Here is a 17423-nt window from a genome sequence, read left to right as displayed (position 1 = left end):
TGAATGTCTGAAGTTGTAGAAAAAATTCCGTCTCATGCTCCCAAAGTGGCATGGGTAATCGATCTTGCTCAAGGAACTGTCTCTTGGAGCAGTGCCGAAGCTCGCTCAGTGTTTGGTGCGTCCCTTGGGGCGGATCAAGCAGGCTTGGTGTGTATCGATCGAAAACTACAGCAACAATTAACGGCCTTTGCTAACCTTCCTGATACGCCTACCAAGACCCGTTTTTACTGGTTTATGCACGATCAAGAGGCCTTGCCTTATCGCTGTGATGCAGTACAGATTTCACTGGGGGCTGATCGAATTGGCTTTGCAGTACAAGCGCAACCTTGTTCCCCAACTGTGGCTCTTAAGCCCTCTACTTCTGTTGACCTGCCAGCATCAGATTTATTTCAGTCTTTAGCGTTTTTATCTTTCGATGAGCAGGGGCGCAAGGTTTCCTTTAGTACCCTCGCTGAGTCTTGCTTCTCTGGCGTGAGCAATATTCGAGAGTTGTTTGCCGTATCCAGTGCTGCCAGTTCTTTTACTCAGCGTTTGAGCGAATCAGGGCATTTGGAACAAGAGATCCGATTATCTACCCAGGAAGGCGTTCGTTGGTACCGCATTGAGGCCCATATGGAGCCCCAAACCCAGTGTGTTCATATGTTTGCTCAAGACATACAGGCCCTGAGAGATTATGAAGTCGAACTGTACCGAATGCAGAATTACGACAGCTTGACGCAATTGCCTAATCGTCATCTTCTTTATCAGCAGTTGGCCAAAGCACAGGTCACGGCGAAAAAACGTGATCGTATGTTTGGCATACTCTATTTCGATCTAGACGGATTCAAAGTGGTTAACGATACCTTTGGTCATCGTGTGGGTGATCAGTTGTTACAGCGAGTGTCAGACCGAATCAAAGCCACAATTCCTTCCCGCTCTTGCTTGTATCGGCTTGGGGGAGATGAATTTGTGGTGGTGACTGAGCATGTATCATCTATAGAAGAGTTGGAGGCCATTGCCCGGGGGATTAATAGTACTGGGGTAACCCCTTATCCGGTTTCGGATTTGGAAATGTTAATTACCACCAGTATTGGTGTGGCCTGTTATCCCATGCATGGGACAGATGCAGATGCCTTGCTGAAAAATGCCGATGCAGCCATGTATCGCTCCAAAGAAGCCGCTCATAATGGTTATCGTGTTTACGATGACTTTATGAGTGATGGTCATCGTGCCTACATGACTTTGGGGGGCGGTTTACGTAAAGCTATAGATGAAGAACAGTTTGAACTCCATTATCAGCCCAAGATCCGCCTATCTGATGAGCTGACAGTGGGGGCAGAAGCCTTAATACGCTGGAATCACCCTGAACTGGGGATGATTCCCCCAGACCACTTTATACCCATTGCGGAAGAGAGTGGGTTAATTTTGCCCTTAGGGGAATGGGTGATTCGACGGGCTTGTCGCCAGTTGCAAGAATGGCGTGAGCAGGGACATGCTCCGATTAGTTTGTCCGTCAATTTATCAAGCCGTCAGTTTATGCAGCCGAATCTTGTGGAGATGGTGAGATCTGTGTTGCAAGAAACAGGGGTCGACCCTAAATACCTTGAGCTAGAGCTTACGGAAAGCATGTTGATGGCCGACGCTAATCAAACCATAGACAAACTTCATGCGTTCCGTGCTATGGGCTTAAGCTTGTCGATAGATGACTTCGGTACTGGCTATTCGTCATTGGCTTATTTGAAAAAATTCCCAATTCAGACCCTTAAAATTGATCGGTCTTTTGTACAAGACTTGGGGGTCGATGCGGACGATGATGCCATCGTCAAAGCGACCATTGCGATGGCTAACAGCTTGAATCTCAAGGTGATTGCAGAAGGGGTCGAAAGCCTACAGCAAAAAGACGTACTCGTGGGCTACGACTGTGAAGAAGTGCAAGGGTACTTTTACTCCCGCCCGATGAGTAGCGATGACTTTTCTCATTATCTCACCAGCCAACGCTATCAAGCTCCGCGGTTGGTTGCCAATATTCAATAGCTCCTGAAGTATTAGAAAACCTGCCTCCCTAGGCGTTTTTTGCCTGTATTTTTGATAGTATCCCCTGATTGAAAACCGCGACCGCCACATTGGGAGTTTGAGTGTCTCATCTAGACCATTTACTGTGTCCAATCGATCAGCAACCGTTGACGCAATCTGGACGAACTCTAACCTGTAGTGCTAACCACAGTTATGACCTAGCCAAAACGGGCTACATTAATTTGTTGCCAGTGCAAAACAAACACTCGAAAGATCCTGGTGATAGCAAAGCAATGGTCGCTGCACGGCAAAATCTGCTGATGACTGGCGTTTATGATCCCATTATTCAAGGGGTTCTTGATTCCATGCCAGAAGCGCTTACGGCCAAAAAGTCGATTAAGTTACTGGATGCAGGCTGTGGTGAGGGCTATTACTTGCATTGGTTAAAGCAGGCCTTGGGAACACAGCTTACTGGCACGGGCTTGGATATTTCCAAATGGGCGATTACATCCGCCAGTAAAAAGTCGAAAGAGTTAGCTTGGGTGGTGGGAAGTAATGCCCATATCCCCGTCGCATCAGAGTATTTTGATTGCGTGGTATGTGCCTTTGGTTTTCCGGTAGAAAGTGAGTTTTCTCGAGTGTTGCAATCGGAGGGCTGGTTGTTATTGGTTGAATCTGGCCCGCAGCATTTGATAGAGCTGCGCAACGTGTTATACCCCGAGATTCGTCCCTTTAAACAAACGTTTGAAGAGGGAATTACCGGCTTTGACTTGGTGCAGGCCTCTTCCTATCAGTTCCAATTTCATCTAGATAGCCAAGAGCAAATTGGCAATCTGCTCAGCATGACCCCCCATATTCATAAGGCACCCTATGCCGGTCGCCAGGCAGCGTTGGCTCTGACCGAAATACACCTCACGGCAGATATCTCGTTACGTTGGTTTAAAAAACAAGGAACCCCATAATGCCAGATAGATTGCGCCCCTTATTTGATAAAAATCGCGATTGGGCGGCGAAGGTTACGGCAGAAGATCCGCACTTCTTTGAAAAGTTGTCCCAACAACAGGAGCCAGAATACCTGTGGATCGGATGTGCCGACAGCCGTGTGCCCGCCAATCAGATTGTTGATCTTTTGCCGGGGGAAGTGTTTGTGCATCGTAATATCGCAAATGTGGTGGTGCACACGGATTTAAATTGCCTATCTGTGATCCAGTATGCAGTAGACGTCTTAAAAGTTCGCCATATTATGGTGGTAGGACATTATGGTTGTGGTGGCATTAAGGCCGCCATGGAAACCAATGAATTTGGTTTGATTGATAACTGGCTGCGTCACATTAAAGATGTGTACCGTCTACATAAGTCTGAAGTGGATAGCTTAGACACCTTTCCAGCAAAATTCGATCGTATGTGTGAGTTGAATGTGATCGAGCAAGTCGCCAACGTCTGCCAAACCAGTATTGTCCAAAATGCTTGGAAGAGAGGTCAGGACCTTGTCGTACATGGTTGGTGTTATAGCATTCAAGACGGCCATATAACCGATCTAAATGTGACCGTATCCAATGCTCTGGAAGCGGAAGTACGTTTGCATACGGTGCCGTAACAAGTGAATGTACTCTTCTAATGAAAAAGCAGCCATAGGGCTGCTTTTTTATGAAGGCTAGAAAATTTCCTGAAGACTTGGTACGTCTCAGTGCACTTACAAGTGCGCTTTTTCTGCAATGGTCTTGGCACAGCCAGCAATGGTTGAGCGTAACCAGATATGGCCTGGATCGTGTTGCAATAGTGGGCTCCATAACATCTTGAGCTCCACAGGATCGATCTCAAACGGTGGCTCAACCACGCGAACGTTTGGATTGCCTTTCATTAAATGGGTCGCAAGGGACGGCAGGGTCGCCACAAGCCCTAACTGCTCAGTAGCGCGCATGGCCACATTATAATTTCGAGTAAACAGACGAATGTTTCGTTTGTGGCCTTGTTCCGCTAGGGTAGAGTCAACCCAGCCTAGCTTTTGAACTTCTTCTGGCTGAATGCCAACGCCCACACCGAAGCCTGTCTTGCTGACCCAGACATGTTGCGATTCCAAATATCTTTCTAAGGTAAGTTCACCTTCGAAGGCATCATTGTTAGGTACAAGGCAAGAGAAACGGTCTACCCATACAGACTTTTGGTGAAACGACTGGGGCAGAGTTTCAAAACGGTTAATAACCAAATCCACCTTGCCTTTCTCTACATCGTGAAAGCTCACATCACTGGGATTCATAACGTCCATGATGACGTTTGGTGCTTCGGTTTGTAGCTTCTCCATTAAAGGAGGGATCAGGGTTGCCTCAGCATAGTCACTGGCCATAATGCGAAATACGCGAGAGCTGGATTCTGCTTCAAAGTTATGGCCCAGATGCAGTACTTCATCAACGGATTGAAGAATGGTACGAACACGGGGCTGTAGTTGGATAGCTAGGGCGGTGGGCATCATGCCATCGCTGGTGCGTACCAAGAGAGGATCGTGAAATAAATCTCGTAGACGACGCAGACCATTACTCATGGCCGGTTGAGTGATGCCTAATTGATTTGCAGCGTGGGTGACATTTTGTTCACGTAAAAGAGAATCTAAATACCTGAGTAAATTCAGGTCAATTTTATCTAGCTGCATAGGTGGCCCATTTCTCAAACTAATGGCCGCACATGTTACTTCATTTTCTGTATGAATAGAACGAGGGTTTTCGTTAGATTAGACAGAAGTATGATGTTTGTTCTAGGTTGCTGGCTGTGACCTAGGGATCTTTGATCATTCCCTTAGACTAAGGGAATTTATGGTAAATTATAGCGAAATCAACTCAGGCATGGGGACATGAATGCGCTTAGAAATCCGTTGTGAAGATCGTATCGGCATGGCCCGAGAGGTATTGGATCTGTTGATTCCTTATGGCATTGATATGCGTCGAATCGAGATCGATAGCACCGCTGGACGTCTGTATGTGGGTTTTGATGATATCGAGTTTCGACAACTGCAGCGTTTGCTGTCAGATTTGCGACGCTTGTCAGGCGTAGACGATGTAAAAACCGTTAACTTTACGCCGTCAGAACGAGAACAAAATGCTTTGCTAACCCTTATGGAAGCCTTGCCTGATGGGGTTGTGGCGGTCGATCTAGCGGGTAATGTCACCTTGGCCACTCGCCGAGCCGTTCAAGACATTGGGGTCGCGAGAGAAGCGCTGATCGGTCATCCTTTAGGGGATTTCATTCGCAGCGTGCCCTTTGAGCGATTAGATTGGCAAGACTTGGGAAGTGGTGTCACCAAACGGGTACGGCTTAATGGTCAGCTAGTGCTGTTAGAAATGCAGCCATTTTTTGTTTCAAACGAAACGGAAGCGCTGGTGTGTGCTGGAGGCGTTATTCACATTCGCTCAGCACAAAGATTAGAGCGGCAGACATCCAGCTTGCGTAAAGCGCCAGCAGCACTTTCTTCCTTAGGTAATCCCCTAGGGGATCAGGTAGTGAAGAGCCCGACCATGCTAAAGCTCTTTAAGGTGGCGCAAGCCTATTTTGAAAACGATACTCCAATGTTGGTAACAGGGGAATTAGCCACTGGCAAAAAGCATATTGTTCAAACGCTGTTTAATGAATGGAAGACACGCCATCTGGAATTAGACGCCCGTTTGGGACAGGTGTCAGGCTCTTTACTGACGGTAGAGCAGTTAACAGAAGTGCTGAAAACAAATGCCTGGGTCGTGGTAGAAGACTTTGAGCGCATGTCTAAACCTTGTCAGATCTTTCTTGCCCGTTGGCTCGCGGAGCAACCAGAAAAGCTTTATCAAGAGGAGTCACCGACCCGAGTGATTGCATTGTCACGAATGAAAGCCTCTGAATTGGCCCATATGCCGGATCTGTTGCCAGAGCTGTTTTACTCGGTGAACTCTTTTCAGATGGATGTACCACCTTTGCGTCAAAGACGAGAAGATCTTAGCAACATCGTTAAGGGATTGCTTGATTCGTTGGTAGAGCGAGTAGGGTTGCCGTCGGTGAGCGTTTCTAAAGAAGCTATGGCATTAATGAAGGTGCATCATTGGTCGGGTAATTTTAAAGAGTTGGAGGCTTGTCTGGCTCAGGCAGCAAACATTGCCACAGAAGGTGTCATTGATGTGGATGATTTACCCATCGAAGTCAGTGAGTCTATGCCTATTGAATTAATGGACAACTCGTTGGACAAGACATTGAAAGCTTATGAGGCAGAGTTACTAAGAAAACTGTATCCACGTTATCCGAGCACACGTAAACTCGCTCAGTTCCTGAACGTCAGTCACAGTTCAATTGCGAGTAAGCTAAAGGAATATGGCATTACCTGAGGGCCGCTTGAGACCTTAAGGCCTCATAGCGGAGTAGGCAATGATTATGGGTAGCGTTTGTTTGGACGACGGGTGGTCTTTTGTTTCTCAACTTTGATTGGTTGTGCTTTCATCTTTGGTTGAGATGCGTAGTCAGCTAATGAACGTACCATTACAAACGCACCGACAATGGCAACGATGAACAGGGTAAATTCAAACATAATCTCTCTCCACTTTTCAGTTTACAGACTAACTATGAGTTAAAGTCTTCCTCACGTAAAGCCCGTTTTGTTGCAATTACGTAACATTACGACCAATGTACTAGGCATTGGATGCTTCAAAGCTGAAATCGTTCCATTAAAAATTTCGCCACACCATCTTCATTGTGATGACCTACTGTCCCCTTGGCTTGAGCTTGAACATAGTCAGGCGCATTCGCTGTAGCATAGGCCTCGTCTGCCATTGAGAACATTGTCAGGTCATTATCCCCATCCCCAAATACGATGACATTCGAGGCGTTAAGCTCTTCTTTTAGTTTGGCAATGGCGGAACCTTTGCATGCACTGCTGTGGTGAATGTCTATCCAATGGGTTTGTGGATGATAGATGCCCCCACCACTGTAAGCGATTAAATGCTCTTGATTTTGGCAGCCTTTGACAATGTCTGATAAAGGATCTGGGTGACCTAATGCGCTGATATTAATGATTTGGGCATCGTTAGGCATGTGCTCCAGTGTTTTTAAGGTGACGTTTGCATGACTGGAAAGTTCCTCGAAAACTGACTGTGCGTACCGGTCACTGGGAGGCTCATGGAAGACGGATTGCTGGCCATTGGGTTCAAGGCAAAAGATAAAGGGTGTCACCTTATGTGCTGAGAACTGCTCTAATGTATGAGTGAGAGCTTCCAGAGATAAAATACCGTGATGGCGATAGCTCTGTGTTTCTGGGTGCCACCATTCCACACCGTTTTTATAGATCTGCCAAAGGGGGAAGTCATGACCTGCTAAGCAGGGCTGAGCTGCAAGATGGGTACGCCCTGTGGCTACGGTGTAGGCAATGCCTGCCGCTTTCATTCGATTAAGGGTCTCTATGGTGACGGGAGATAGCTGCTGATGTTGGTTGAGCAGAGTGCCATCGAGATCAAATACGACTAAATCCATTATGAACCTCTAACAAGATCGGAGTTGCCTATAGCAATAACAGATTTTTGTCTCATTCGTCACCCTTAAGTGCACGAATCTAAAAGGGGGCCAGAGGGGAGATAGCTAGGCAAAGCAGTCTGTTGAATGGACTACTTTGCCTGCAGTGATCGGTTACTTAACCGTGAGTGCCTGGCCTTCAAATGCCACGCCATTCCAGCCATTAAGGATGAATTGGCGAATGTTCTGGTGATCAGTGGCGGTAGGGTGTTCCAGGACATCCTTACGGTAAAAATCGCCAAATAGGTGCAGCGTAGATTCGCTCGACAGCTGGTTTAGCTTGGCAAAAGACAAGATTTTGCAGGAGCCGTTGTTTTCATTGGCATCATTCTTTTGCTCACCATTGGTGAATGCTGTGGGTGTAAAGGTGTATTCGTTATCAATGACAGCGATTACGTCCTGAAAAGCCACTGTTTCAGGTTGTGTGTTTAGTTGTTCGATCAATGTTTGTGAAGTCAGCATAGTCAACTCTATGTTTAAGATTCAATAAAAGGGGTACGCGCTTCATGGCGCTGAACAATGCGGTAAGAAATAAAGGAAATTAAACCGCAAGCGCTCATGATACTTAACATTGGCACAAAAGTACCATTATGGACGGCACTGAGGACCACACCGCTTAAAGCACCGGTAGAAAATCGAATGGTCCCTGCAAGGGCTGCGACACTGCCGTTTAGTGAGCCAGCTCGGCGCATGGCACCGCCCATGGTGCCGCTACCTAGAATACCTATGGGGCCTGTGAACAGCATGCAGCCCAACACAAGTGCTGCCAGCGGCGGTTTGTCCATAAAGCAAAGAATTAAAAGATAGACGGCGTCCGCGATAAGGAAGTACATGGCGTAACGCATTAAACGGTCGATGCCTAGACGCTCTACTGTACGGCTGTTGATGGTCGTCGCGATCATCATGGTGATGACGTTTAAGCCAAATAAGAAGCCAAATAGGCCTTCATCAATGCCATACAGCTTGATGTAGACAAAAGATGCCCCAGTGACAAAACACATCATGCCCGCAAAATGGAAAGCCCCTGAAATGATGTAGCCTAAGACAAATGGGTTTTTAACCAACTGGGCGTAGTTTTTTAAAGAATTACTGAACGATAGGGGAGAACGCTTTTCCGGAGGCAATGTTTCCGGAATTAAGCGGTTAAACAGGAACATTGCCACAATGGATAAGAGGGCAAGGAAAATAAAAATACCGTGCCAGCTTGAAATCACCAGTATGGTGCCACCTAAAATTGGCGCAACCAGAGGGGCGAGTGCCATCACTAGCATCACCATGGACATGGCTTTAGCGAATTGATTGGTGGTTAGGTTGTCTTTTACCATGGCTGGAACGCTTACTGCTACACCCGCACCGCCGATGGCTTGGATAATACGGCCAATAATGAGAGTTTCATAGCTACCTGCCAGAGCACACACCACAGAACCAATCATGAAGCCAATCAGTCCCATAAAAATGGTTTTCTTACGGCCAATAGCGTCTGAAATAGGGCCATAGAAAATCTGAAAAATAGCGAAAAACAGGAGATAAATACTGAGTGTTAGCTGAATGTGTGAGATGTCTTGGTCTAAACTCTCTGCGATGGAGGGGAAGCTTGGAAGGTAGGCATCAATCGCGAGAGGTGTGAGTCCGGCGAGTAGGCCTAGTACGATAATAATGGGAAGGGTAAGCTGCATAAGGTTCCGTTTTTAATAGAAAAATAGTTCATTAGTTGAGTGTATCAATTATAGGTGGGGAGACTTAACCTGCCTATGGTAAATTGAGGAAATACGGCTTAACTGGTAATTAAAAAGCTCGATCTTATAGTTATCATCTAAGAACTATGATTCACTTGTGACCCATTTTATCCTGCCAAAATGAATTAGGTTGTTATGTTAAAACTCTTCGAACGTTGGCTTTCGGCTTATCCATCCCATGCGCCCGAAGAAGCGCCGAAAACATTGTTTGCTTTTTGCCGGTATTACTCCCGTGGTGCAGAGATCCCTTTGATCATAATGTCACTGCTGACGGCGACGGTTGCGATTCTTGAGGTGGTGCTGTTCAGTTTTATGGGGCAGTTGGTGGATTGGCTGGTCACCAAGAACCCAGAAACATTCTTGTCCGATGAAAGTGGTCGCCTGATTGGCATGTCTTTATTGGTGCTTGTGGCGATGCCGCTGGTGACGTTTTTACATTCGGCGGTAGTGCATCAAACCTTGTTGGGTAATTACCCGATGCGCATCCGCTGGTTGTCTCACCGATTTGTCTTACGCCAAAGTGTTGGTTTCTTTCAAGATGACTTTGCTGGTCGTGTGGCGACTAAAGTGATGCAAACCTCTCTAGCGGTGCGTGAAACCGTCATGAAGTTGTTGGATGTGTTGATGTACATCCTTGTGTACTTTATTTCCATGTTGGTACTCATTGCTCAAGCCGACTATCGCCTAATGTTACCCATGTTGTTATGGCTCGGAGGCTACATTGCGATTCAGTTGTATTTTGTGCCTCGACTAAAGCGTATTTCAGAAGAACAAGCGGACGCTCGTTCCAACATGACGGGGCGCATTGTAGACAGCTACACCAATATCCAAACGGTGAAGCTGTTTGCCCATAACCAGCGGGAAGTGGACTATGCGCAAGAATCCATGGATGGTTTCTTAAAGACAGTACATAAGCAAATGCGCTATGTGACTGGGTTGAACTTTTGTGTCCAGAGTTTGAATTACTTCTTAGCCTTTTTGATCGCTGCCGTGGCGATAGGGTTATGGATGAGTAGTGTGATCAGTGTGGGCGCTATCGCGATTGCGGTGAGTTTGGCATTGCGTCTGAATGGTATGTCCCAATGGATCATGTGGGAGGTAAGCTCTCTGTTTGAAAACATTGGTATGGTGGCCGATGGCATGGGGACTTTGTCTAAGCCCCTCACGATTCAAGATGAACCGGGCGCAAAGCCTATGACGGTGAACCATGGAGCCATTGAATTTGACCAAGTGAACTTCCATTACGGCAAGCGTGATATCAAGGTGATTGATCAATTGAATCTGGCCATTAAGCCGGGTGAGAAGGTGGGGTTGGTTGGTCGCTCTGGTGCAGGTAAATCCACCATTGTGAACCTCTTGCTACGGTTCCATGATATTGAAAGCGGTACCATTCGTATCGATGGCCAAGATATTAGCAAGGTTCAGCAAGAAACCTTGCGGGCAAACATAGGGATGGTGACTCAGGATACGTCCTTGTTGCATCGTACGGTTCGCGAGAACTTGCTATACGGTAAGCCTGACGCTACGGAAGAAGAAATGATTGCCGCCGCGAAAAAGGCGGAGGCCCACGACTTCATTCTGAGCTTGACCGATCCGAAAGGTAATACTGGCTATGATGCCATGGTGGGGGAGCGGGGTATCAAGTTATCTGGTGGTCAGCGCCAACGTATCGCCATCGCCCGTGTGTTGTTAAAAGATGCCCCGATTCTAGTGTTGGATGAAGCGACATCAGCATTGGATTCAGAGGTGGAATCAGCCATCCAGGCAAGTTTGTATCGTCTAATGGAAGGTAAAACGGTTATTGCCATTGCCCATCGCTTATCGACCATTTCGGCTATGGATCGCTTGATCGTGCTGGATAAGGGGGAAGTGGTTGAGCAAGGTTCCCATGATGAGCTGGTGGCTCATAACGGAATCTACGGCAAGCTGTGGGCTCACCAAAGTGGTGGCTTCTTAGCAGAAGACATTGCTGAAGAAACGGTTTAACAAGCACTGTGAAACGAGAAATGGCGCCTTAAGGCGCCATTTTTGTCTCTATCAGGTGTATTTATTCGTTAGGTCTATTTGACCTTACCCTTCTTATTCGCAAGCCATAGGAACTGATAAGGGCGCAGGGTGATGTGCGCCAATCGGTCTTCGTATTTCTGGTTGGTGATGAGATCCCACCAGTCGTCCGTAGCAATTAAGTTTAATTCCGCTAGGTTGAAGGTCTGAGGCTCGTCGCTAATGTTATAAATGGCAAACAAACTTTGGCGGCGATCAAGGCTTTGGCGCCAGAACGCAAACAGCTTATCCCCTGTGTGCAGCACATATTGAGTGGCATTCGGATGAAATGCTGGCTGACAGCGACGGATCTTGATTAAGTCACGTATGGAGTTAAAGACTTTTTGGTGATGGGTAGGGGTGTTCAACTTGTGCTCAAGGTCGTCCATATTCCAAATATGGCGGTTGATAGAGCGGAATTGACCTGTATTACCCACGCGCTCATGGTCGTTTTCTGTGCCAAACAGAGAGTGTACATAGAAGGCAGGTAGCCCTTCTAATGCTAATTGAATTCCCGCTGCACACATAAAACGGGCAAATTGCCATTGGTCGGGCCCTTTGCTCACGGAGCCGCTCAAGGCATCCCACAAACTGATGTTGATTTCATAGGGCTTGGCTTCACCCGTAGGGGTCGTGCGGGAGCTGATCTTGCCACCAAATCGTTTCATGGTGTTGATCAAGTTGTCTAGCTCCCACTCACTGAGTAGGCCTTCCGTTGGGCGCAGACCCACACCATCGTGGGAGGCCACGAAGTTCAAATAGGTGGTTCCTTGTTGAGCTGGCGGCATACGCATCAGCCAGTTTTTAAGGTGATCACAGCTACCAGACACTAGGGTATTGATCAGCAGTGGTGGCAGTGAAAAGTTATAAATCAGATGGGCTTCGTTGGCGTTACCAAAATAGGTGAGGTTTTCACGGTTAGGGATGTTGGTTTCCGTGATGATCACCGCATCAGGGGCATAGTGCTCAATCATCAAGCGTAGCAAACGAATCATCTCATGGGTGTTTGGCAAGTTGATGCAAGGTGTGCCTGGGGTTTTCCATAGGAACGCCACCGCGTCCAAGCGGAACCAACGAATGCCTTTTTCTAGGTAAAGGCGGATGATGCGTAAAAACTCCAGTAACACGGTTGGATTTTCAAAGTTCAAATCCACTTGGTCGTGACTGAAGGTACACCATACGTGCTTAACGCCGTTTTTAGTCTGTACTTCCCGTAGCAGTGGTGAGGTGCGTGGGCGTACTACGTTGCTCACATCCGTATTGGGGTCTGCCTCGTAGAAATAGCTGGCACCGGGTTCGACCCCCGCTTTGAAATTTTCAAACCACATACTGCGGCTAGAGCAATGGTTGATAACCAAGTCACCCATGACTTTAAAGTCTTCTGAGAGAGCGGAGACGTCACGCCACTTACCTGATGAGGGATTCACAGAGGTGTAATCCATCACGCTGAAACCATCGTCTGAGCTGTAAGGGAAAAACGGCAGTAGGTGGACGGCCGAAATGCATTGGGCAAGCTCTGTTTTCACAAAGGAATGCAGTGTGTTGAGTGGCGCCTCGCCTTCCTTTCGCAGGGTATCCGCATAAGTGATGAGCATGACGTCTGACTGATCCCAAATGTTGCGGTGAGGCGTTGGGGATTCGGTCTTCGGGTCAAGGCCAAAGGTCGTTAAACAGGTGCGTGTAAAATCCCCTGCATCCAAATGAGGGTACAGAACTTGAATGTGTCCTATGAGTCGTTGCTCAAGGTGTGAAAGAGGCGCTGATTCCATTTTTACCTACCTACAATGTCGGGTGGTTAATCTTTTTACTATGCACGGGCTCCCATAGAGTCGCAAGTCTGAGAGGGCCTAGGATTTCGGCCCGTACTCAGCCATATCTTGTTCAACTGCACTTTCAAGCTGCTTCATAACGCCTGGGAAGGCGCTCACGACACGGTTCCAGCTTGGGATGAATGGTGCTTCCATTGGGTTCTCAAGATAATTGTTGCCGGCTTTCATAATATTGCTGGCAAATAACTCCACTGCACGTTCTTCAGAATGGACGTCTAATTTTAGACCGTTGATCTCAGCATCGTTTCGGTAGGTCTCAATAAAGTCCAGCGCTACTCGGTAATAAGTGGCCTTGATAGTACGGAACGTTTCTTGGTTAAAGACGATTCCGTTGGTTGCTAGCTTACGGAAGATGGCTTTAGTGATGTCGATGGACATTTTAGACAAACCACCAGCATCGTTGTCTGCTGACAGGTCCTGATGCTTGTGATCGTACACATCGGCAATATCTACCTGACATAGGCGGTTAGTGGAGTAGTTACGGTACATCTCACTCAATACGCCTACTTCTAACCCCCAATCACTTGGAATGCGAAGATCGGTCATTACATCTCGGCGGAAAGAGAACTCACCTGCAAGGGAATAACGGTAGCTGTCTAGGTAGTCTAGGTAATCCAAGTGCCCCAAAACTTTTTTCAGTGAGTAGAGTAATGGTGTCACGAGTAGGCGGCTAACACGACCATTCATCTTGCCGTTGGCGGTACGGGCGTAAAAGCCTTTACAGAATTCATAGTTAAAATTCGGGTTCGCGACGGGATAAATGAGGCGTGCTAATAGGCTACGGTCATAGGTGACGATGTCGCAGTCATGCATGGCAACGGATTCGGCTTCCGAAGCGGACAAGGTGTAGCCCATACAAAACCAGACATTGCGGCCTTTGCCAGGATCGGATGGAGACAGAGCTTCGCCTTTTAGAACTTCATCAATGGCGCGCAAGCGAGGGCCATCATTCCAAAGGACTTTGTGCTTTTGTGGTAACTGGGAGAAAAACTCCAGTGCATGGCGGTACTGTTCTTCGGTGGCGCGATCCAACCCGATAATGATTTCATCTAGGTAGGGAACTTCTTTAAGATGCTTAATGATGTTTGGCATGGCATCGGTTTCTAGTTCCGAGTACAAGCATGGCAAGATCAACGCGAGAGGGCGCTTTTTGGCGAATTCGCAGAGCTCATTCTCCATGTCTTCCAGTGGACGGTTGGCTAGATTGTGTAGTGTCGTAATGATGCCGTTTTGATAGAAATCACCCATTTTAATCTCCTAAAGCATGTGTATGCGTTATGACCAAATGTGACTTGGCCAGCATTATTGTTATACGTAACCTTCCGTAGCAAGTGCCTTATTTATGGCCTCACTCCAGCCCGTTGGGCCATAGGATTCGGTAATCCAAACATCTGATCGGTTTGGGATTTCTGGTGGAATATGTACTGGTGAGCGCACTACTACTGGGATGTTGGCTTGGCCAATCATGCCTACGTCATTTTCACCGTCACCCAAAGCGATAGTTTTGGTTTGTTCTTGGTATTTGTCTTGGTACTGCTGATTAAGCCATTCCATAGCGACCGCTTTGTCACAGGCTTCTCCCATAAGGTGAACGAAGCGACCGCCTTTTTGAACTTTCACACCGTGCTTTGCCATCTCTGTTTTTAATGACTCAAGAGCATTTTGAGAGTCATTCCATATTAGTGGTTCGGTGAACTCTCTCTGTAGTGATAGGGAGGCGCTGGCTAGATCTAAGCCTGTGTATTCCGCAAGTTGTTCTGGGGTTAATTCGCTGTAGCAAGTGAAGTCATAGGTGTCTTTGAAACTGAGAGCCAGCTCAATAAGATTTACTCGACTGGGGCCGAAAGCTTTTACCCAATAATCCCCATGACTTTGCAGTTCATCTGTGGCTTGAAGTGAGCAAGTCTTTGGCAGATAGACCGCGGCGCCATTTTCGGTAATGAATGGATCACGATGACGTAAGTCTTGGCGCAGAGAAAGTAGTTCTGAGTAGGTTTTGCTGGTGTTGATCACACAAGGGATGCCCAGTGTTTTTAGTGTGGTCAGTGCAGTGCTTGCAGCCTGGAAACTGTAATCAAAGTGATCAAGTAGTGTGCCATCTAAATCCGTAAATACGATCAGTTTGGATGTCATGTAATCAGATGAAGTCAATTAACCCTCTGAACTTCACCCTTTCCTCCTAAAGTTGATTTAAGGGGCATGGAAATGTATGTAAATCCATTTGCCCAGTCATTTTTGAAACGACTCTATTACTAGGTTAAAGCAATTAGCTTGCCAGCGTGTTTTATATGGTCGCCATTGAATGAAAGTGTAAGGGGCTTCCAACACAGTTTTGTGACAGCTGAGCACAGAGGAACACTCATACTCCAAGGATTTATGAGGAATCAAAGGGAGTCTAAGATTCTGTTTTACTTCATTAAATGGAGTGGAGCAGGAGAGTAATAAAAACCCATGGCGCACTGTTTTGGTGCTCTATTTTGTGGCGCACAATATTGTTGCGGTGGTTTTGCTCTTTTTGTGGGCTTGTTGTGGGAGTGTTTAGGTTGAAGTCGGTGGTGGCCTCAGAAAGTTAAAAATACTACTAATGAAACAGCGAGTAAGTGGCATATATGGGGGATGATAAGCATTCTGGTTTATTCGACTCTTTTCAAAATCTAGACTCTTAAAATGAGTTTTTTTGCAGTACTATTTCAGACGATTATTTTGAAAAACCAAATATCACCGAGTTTTGTACTGAAATAACGAATTTTTCGATATTAGATTTTTCTGCTAATCGAGATGGATTTTTCATTTTCGCAGATTTAAAGGCAGGCTAACTATGGACTCTTCCACGGGTATTCCCCGTCCTCAACTTCAATCCCTTTACGATATTCTTCCTCAAGAACCTCTGCTTATGATGGGCGCCGGTCCGGTACCTATCCCTGAGCGTGTCGCCAAAGCCAATTCAGTGGTTATCAATCATTTAGGCCCAACCATGGCCAAGGTGATTGATCAAGTGAAGCAGATGGCGCGTTATGTGTTTCAAACGGAATCCAAGTGGGTATTAGGTGTTGCGGGGCCAGCTTCGGCGGCCATGGAGATGTCGGCTGTGAACTTGCTTCAGCCGGGTGAAAAGATTCTTTGTCTGAATAATGGCTTTTTTAGCCATCGCATGGCGGAAATGGCGACCCGTGTTGGCGCAGATGTTCATGAATTGCATATTCCTGTTCATGAAGCCGCTGACCCTGAGCGGGTTAGAAAGGCCATTGAGCAAGTGCGTCCTAAAGTGATCAGCATGGTGCAGGGAGAAACCTCTAACACGGTTTGTAACCACACTTTAAAAGAAATTGCCGGGATTGCTAAATCCTATGGTTGCTTAGTGGTAGTCGATGCGGTGTGTACCTTGAGCACCATGCCCCTAAAAATGGATGAATGGAACGTTGACTGCGTCATTACGGGTGGGCAAAAAGGTTTGTCTTCTATCCCAGGGGTGTCTTTGGTGGCGTTTTCTAATGATGCTTGGCAAGCCATTGAAAGCCGCACTAAGCCTGTGACCCATTGGTGTTTTGATGCCAAATTAGCCGAAAACTTTTGGCACCGAGATGGCTATCATTATACAGCCCCTGTGTCTGGCATTATGGCTTTGCATGAAGCCTTAAAACTGGTCTGTGAAGAAACGCTTGAGCAGCGTTTCGCTCGCCATGAGCGTTGTTCTAGTGCCTTGCAGGCGGGTATTGAAGGAATGGGCTTGGATTTATTTATCCAAGGAAAAGCCCGTTTGAATTCAGTAGTGGGTATCAACATCCCAGAGGGCCTGTCAGCAAAACAGATATGTGATCATATTTCCGATGTCTATCGAGTCGAGATCGCGGGATCTTTCGGTCAGCCTATTGTGCGCATCGGGCAAATGGGAGAGCAGTGTCGAGAACACAACCTGTTCCGCACCTTACATGCATTAGGTAGTACCATGCGTGATCTTGGGGTTAAAGTCGATCAGCCTAATGGTATGGCTGAGATGGAAGCTTACTTACAGAGCACGCCTCGGTTAATTTCTCGCAGCGTCGCCTAACTCAAGCTTCACATGGCTGAATAAAAATGCCCATGATGATTTCATCATGGGCATTTTTTGTTTTTGTACTAGGCTCTATATCACTTTGCCTAAAGATACTTGGCGCAGGGTCTTGTTGCATGTTTTTTGTTGCTTTGTGTAAAAAATATGTTCGATGACAGGATCGTGACAGGTTAGCGGAGTATGTTGTGCGCATAGGGTGTTCGTATTGACGGATGTTCTTAATTATCTAAATACAAAAACAATAAAAGCAGGAGA

The 17423-nt window shown here is 46.8% G+C and carries 14 protein-coding genes; 6 read left to right on the top strand and 8 right to left on the bottom strand.

All coding sequences use genetic code 11. The features are described 5' to 3' along the window. Positions 1-3: 3 nt before the first annotated feature. From ACZ5DR_RS16445 to can, 3 genes are all read left to right on the top strand, one after another. Positions 4-2013, top strand: coding sequence for a putative bifunctional diguanylate cyclase/phosphodiesterase (locus ACZ5DR_RS16445; RefSeq protein ID WP_377365637.1), 2010 nt, complete (start codon positions 4-6; stop codon positions 2011-2013). Between the two features lie 101 nt (positions 2014-2114). Next, a complete protein-coding gene (locus ACZ5DR_RS16440) occupies positions 2115-2954 on the top strand; it encodes a putative RNA methyltransferase (RefSeq protein WP_377365639.1) in 840 nt (279 codons plus the stop codon). After that, on the top strand, positions 2954-3589 hold the full coding sequence (gene can, locus ACZ5DR_RS16435) for a carbonate dehydratase (protein ID WP_377365641.1): 636 nt from the start codon (positions 2954-2956) through the stop codon (positions 3587-3589). The genes ACZ5DR_RS16440 and can overlap by 1 nt, the downstream gene beginning before the upstream one ends. Positions 3590-3685: 96 nt before the next feature. Here can and ACZ5DR_RS16430 read toward each other — a convergent pair whose 3' ends face one another. After that, positions 3686-4639 (bottom strand): LysR family transcriptional regulator, encoded by a 954-nt coding sequence (locus ACZ5DR_RS16430; protein WP_377365643.1) that lies wholly within the window; start codon positions 4637-4639, stop codon positions 3686-3688. 202 nt (positions 4640-4841) lie between these two features. Between ACZ5DR_RS16430 and ACZ5DR_RS16425 the strand changes: the two genes are divergently transcribed. Continuing rightward, a complete protein-coding gene (locus ACZ5DR_RS16425) occupies positions 4842-6332 on the top strand; it encodes a TyrR/PhhR family helix-turn-helix DNA-binding protein (protein ID WP_377365645.1) in 1491 nt (496 codons plus the stop codon). A 44-nt stretch (positions 6333-6376) separates the two neighbouring features. On the opposite strand, the gene ACZ5DR_RS16420 is transcribed toward ACZ5DR_RS16425, so the two are convergent. The 4 genes from ACZ5DR_RS16420 to ACZ5DR_RS16405 all read right to left on the bottom strand — a co-directional run bounded on the left by ACZ5DR_RS16420 (position 6377) and on the right by ACZ5DR_RS16405 (position 9185). After that, on the bottom strand, positions 6377-6532 hold the full coding sequence (locus ACZ5DR_RS16420) for a hypothetical protein (RefSeq protein ID WP_377365647.1): 156 nt from the start codon (positions 6530-6532) through the stop codon (positions 6377-6379). A gap of 116 nt (positions 6533-6648) precedes the next feature. After that, positions 6649-7470: an HAD-IIB family hydrolase gene (locus ACZ5DR_RS16415; RefSeq protein WP_377365649.1), complete on the bottom strand. Its 822-nt coding sequence runs from the start codon at positions 7468-7470 to the stop codon at positions 6649-6651. Between the two features lie 153 nt (positions 7471-7623). Further along, positions 7624-7971 carry a HopJ type III effector protein gene (locus tag ACZ5DR_RS16410; protein ID WP_377365651.1) on the bottom strand — a complete coding sequence of 116 codons (348 nt, stop codon included), beginning with the start codon at positions 7969-7971 and terminating at the stop codon, positions 7624-7626. A 14-nt stretch (positions 7972-7985) separates the two neighbouring features. After that, positions 7986-9185, bottom strand: a complete 1200-nt coding sequence (locus tag ACZ5DR_RS16405; RefSeq protein ID WP_377365653.1) for a Bcr/CflA family multidrug efflux MFS transporter — start codon at positions 9183-9185, stop codon at positions 7986-7988. 195 nt (positions 9186-9380) lie between these two features. Between ACZ5DR_RS16405 and ACZ5DR_RS16400 the strand changes: the two genes are divergently transcribed. Further along, entirely contained in the window at positions 9381-11231 is a 1851-nt protein-coding gene (locus ACZ5DR_RS16400; RefSeq protein WP_377365655.1) for an ABC transporter ATP-binding protein, read from the top strand. Positions 11232-11305: 74 nt separating this feature from the next. Here the strand turns inward: ACZ5DR_RS16400 and ACZ5DR_RS16395 are convergent, their stop codons facing one another. The 3 genes from ACZ5DR_RS16395 to ACZ5DR_RS16385 form a co-directional block, all read right to left on the bottom strand. Further along, on the bottom strand, positions 11306-13057 hold the full coding sequence (locus tag ACZ5DR_RS16395; RefSeq protein ID WP_377365657.1) for an alpha-amylase family glycosyl hydrolase: 1752 nt from the start codon (positions 13055-13057) through the stop codon (positions 11306-11308). Positions 13058-13135: 78 nt separating this feature from the next. Beyond that, positions 13136-14365: a glycosyltransferase family protein gene (locus tag ACZ5DR_RS16390; protein WP_377365659.1), complete on the bottom strand. Its 1230-nt coding sequence runs from the start codon at positions 14363-14365 to the stop codon at positions 13136-13138. Between the two features lie 60 nt (positions 14366-14425). Beyond that, a complete protein-coding gene (locus ACZ5DR_RS16385) occupies positions 14426-15268 on the bottom strand; it encodes an HAD-IIB family hydrolase (RefSeq protein WP_377365661.1) in 843 nt (280 codons plus the stop codon). A gap of 667 nt (positions 15269-15935) precedes the next feature. On the opposite strand from ACZ5DR_RS16385, the gene ACZ5DR_RS16380 reads away from it, so the two are divergent. Further along, positions 15936-17165 carry a pyridoxal-phosphate-dependent aminotransferase family protein gene (locus ACZ5DR_RS16380; protein ID WP_377365663.1) on the top strand — a complete coding sequence of 410 codons (1230 nt, stop codon included), beginning with the start codon at positions 15936-15938 and terminating at the stop codon, positions 17163-17165. Positions 17166-17423 lie beyond the last annotated feature (258 nt).

It is taken from the genome of Marinomonas vaga (genome assembly GCF_055388305.1).
This window is presented reverse-complemented; position numbering and strand designations above follow the sequence as displayed.

Coding starts and splice junctions, on each gene's coding strand:
- ACZ5DR_RS16430 (WP_377365643.1), bottom strand. CDS start 4,639: ATGCAGCTAGATAAAATTGACCTGAATTTACTCAGGTATTTAGATTCT.
- ACZ5DR_RS16420 (WP_377365647.1), bottom strand. CDS start 6,532: ATGTTTGAATTTACCCTGTTCATCGTTGCCATTGTCGGTGCGTTTGTA.
- can (WP_377365641.1), top strand. CDS start 2,954: ATGCCAGATAGATTGCGCCCCTTATTTGATAAAAATCGCGATTGGGCG.
- ACZ5DR_RS16415 (WP_377365649.1), bottom strand. CDS start 7,470: ATGGATTTAGTCGTATTTGATCTCGATGGCACTCTGCTCAACCAACAT.
- ACZ5DR_RS16390 (WP_377365659.1), bottom strand. CDS start 14,365: ATGGGTGATTTCTATCAAAACGGCATCATTACGACACTACACAATCTA.
- ACZ5DR_RS16425 (WP_377365645.1), top strand. CDS start 4,842: ATGCGCTTAGAAATCCGTTGTGAAGATCGTATCGGCATGGCCCGAGAG.
- ACZ5DR_RS16410 (WP_377365651.1), bottom strand. CDS start 7,971: ATGCTGACTTCACAAACATTGATCGAACAACTAAACACACAACCTGAA.
- ACZ5DR_RS16400 (WP_377365655.1), top strand. CDS start 9,381: ATGTTAAAACTCTTCGAACGTTGGCTTTCGGCTTATCCATCCCATGCG.
- ACZ5DR_RS16445 (WP_377365637.1), top strand. CDS start 4: ATGTCTGAAGTTGTAGAAAAAATTCCGTCTCATGCTCCCAAAGTGGCA.
- ACZ5DR_RS16405 (WP_377365653.1), bottom strand. CDS start 9,185: ATGCAGCTTACCCTTCCCATTATTATCGTACTAGGCCTACTCGCCGGA.
- ACZ5DR_RS16380 (WP_377365663.1), top strand. CDS start 15,936: ATGGACTCTTCCACGGGTATTCCCCGTCCTCAACTTCAATCCCTTTAC.
- ACZ5DR_RS16395 (WP_377365657.1), bottom strand. CDS start 13,057: ATGGAATCAGCGCCTCTTTCACACCTTGAGCAACGACTCATAGGACAC.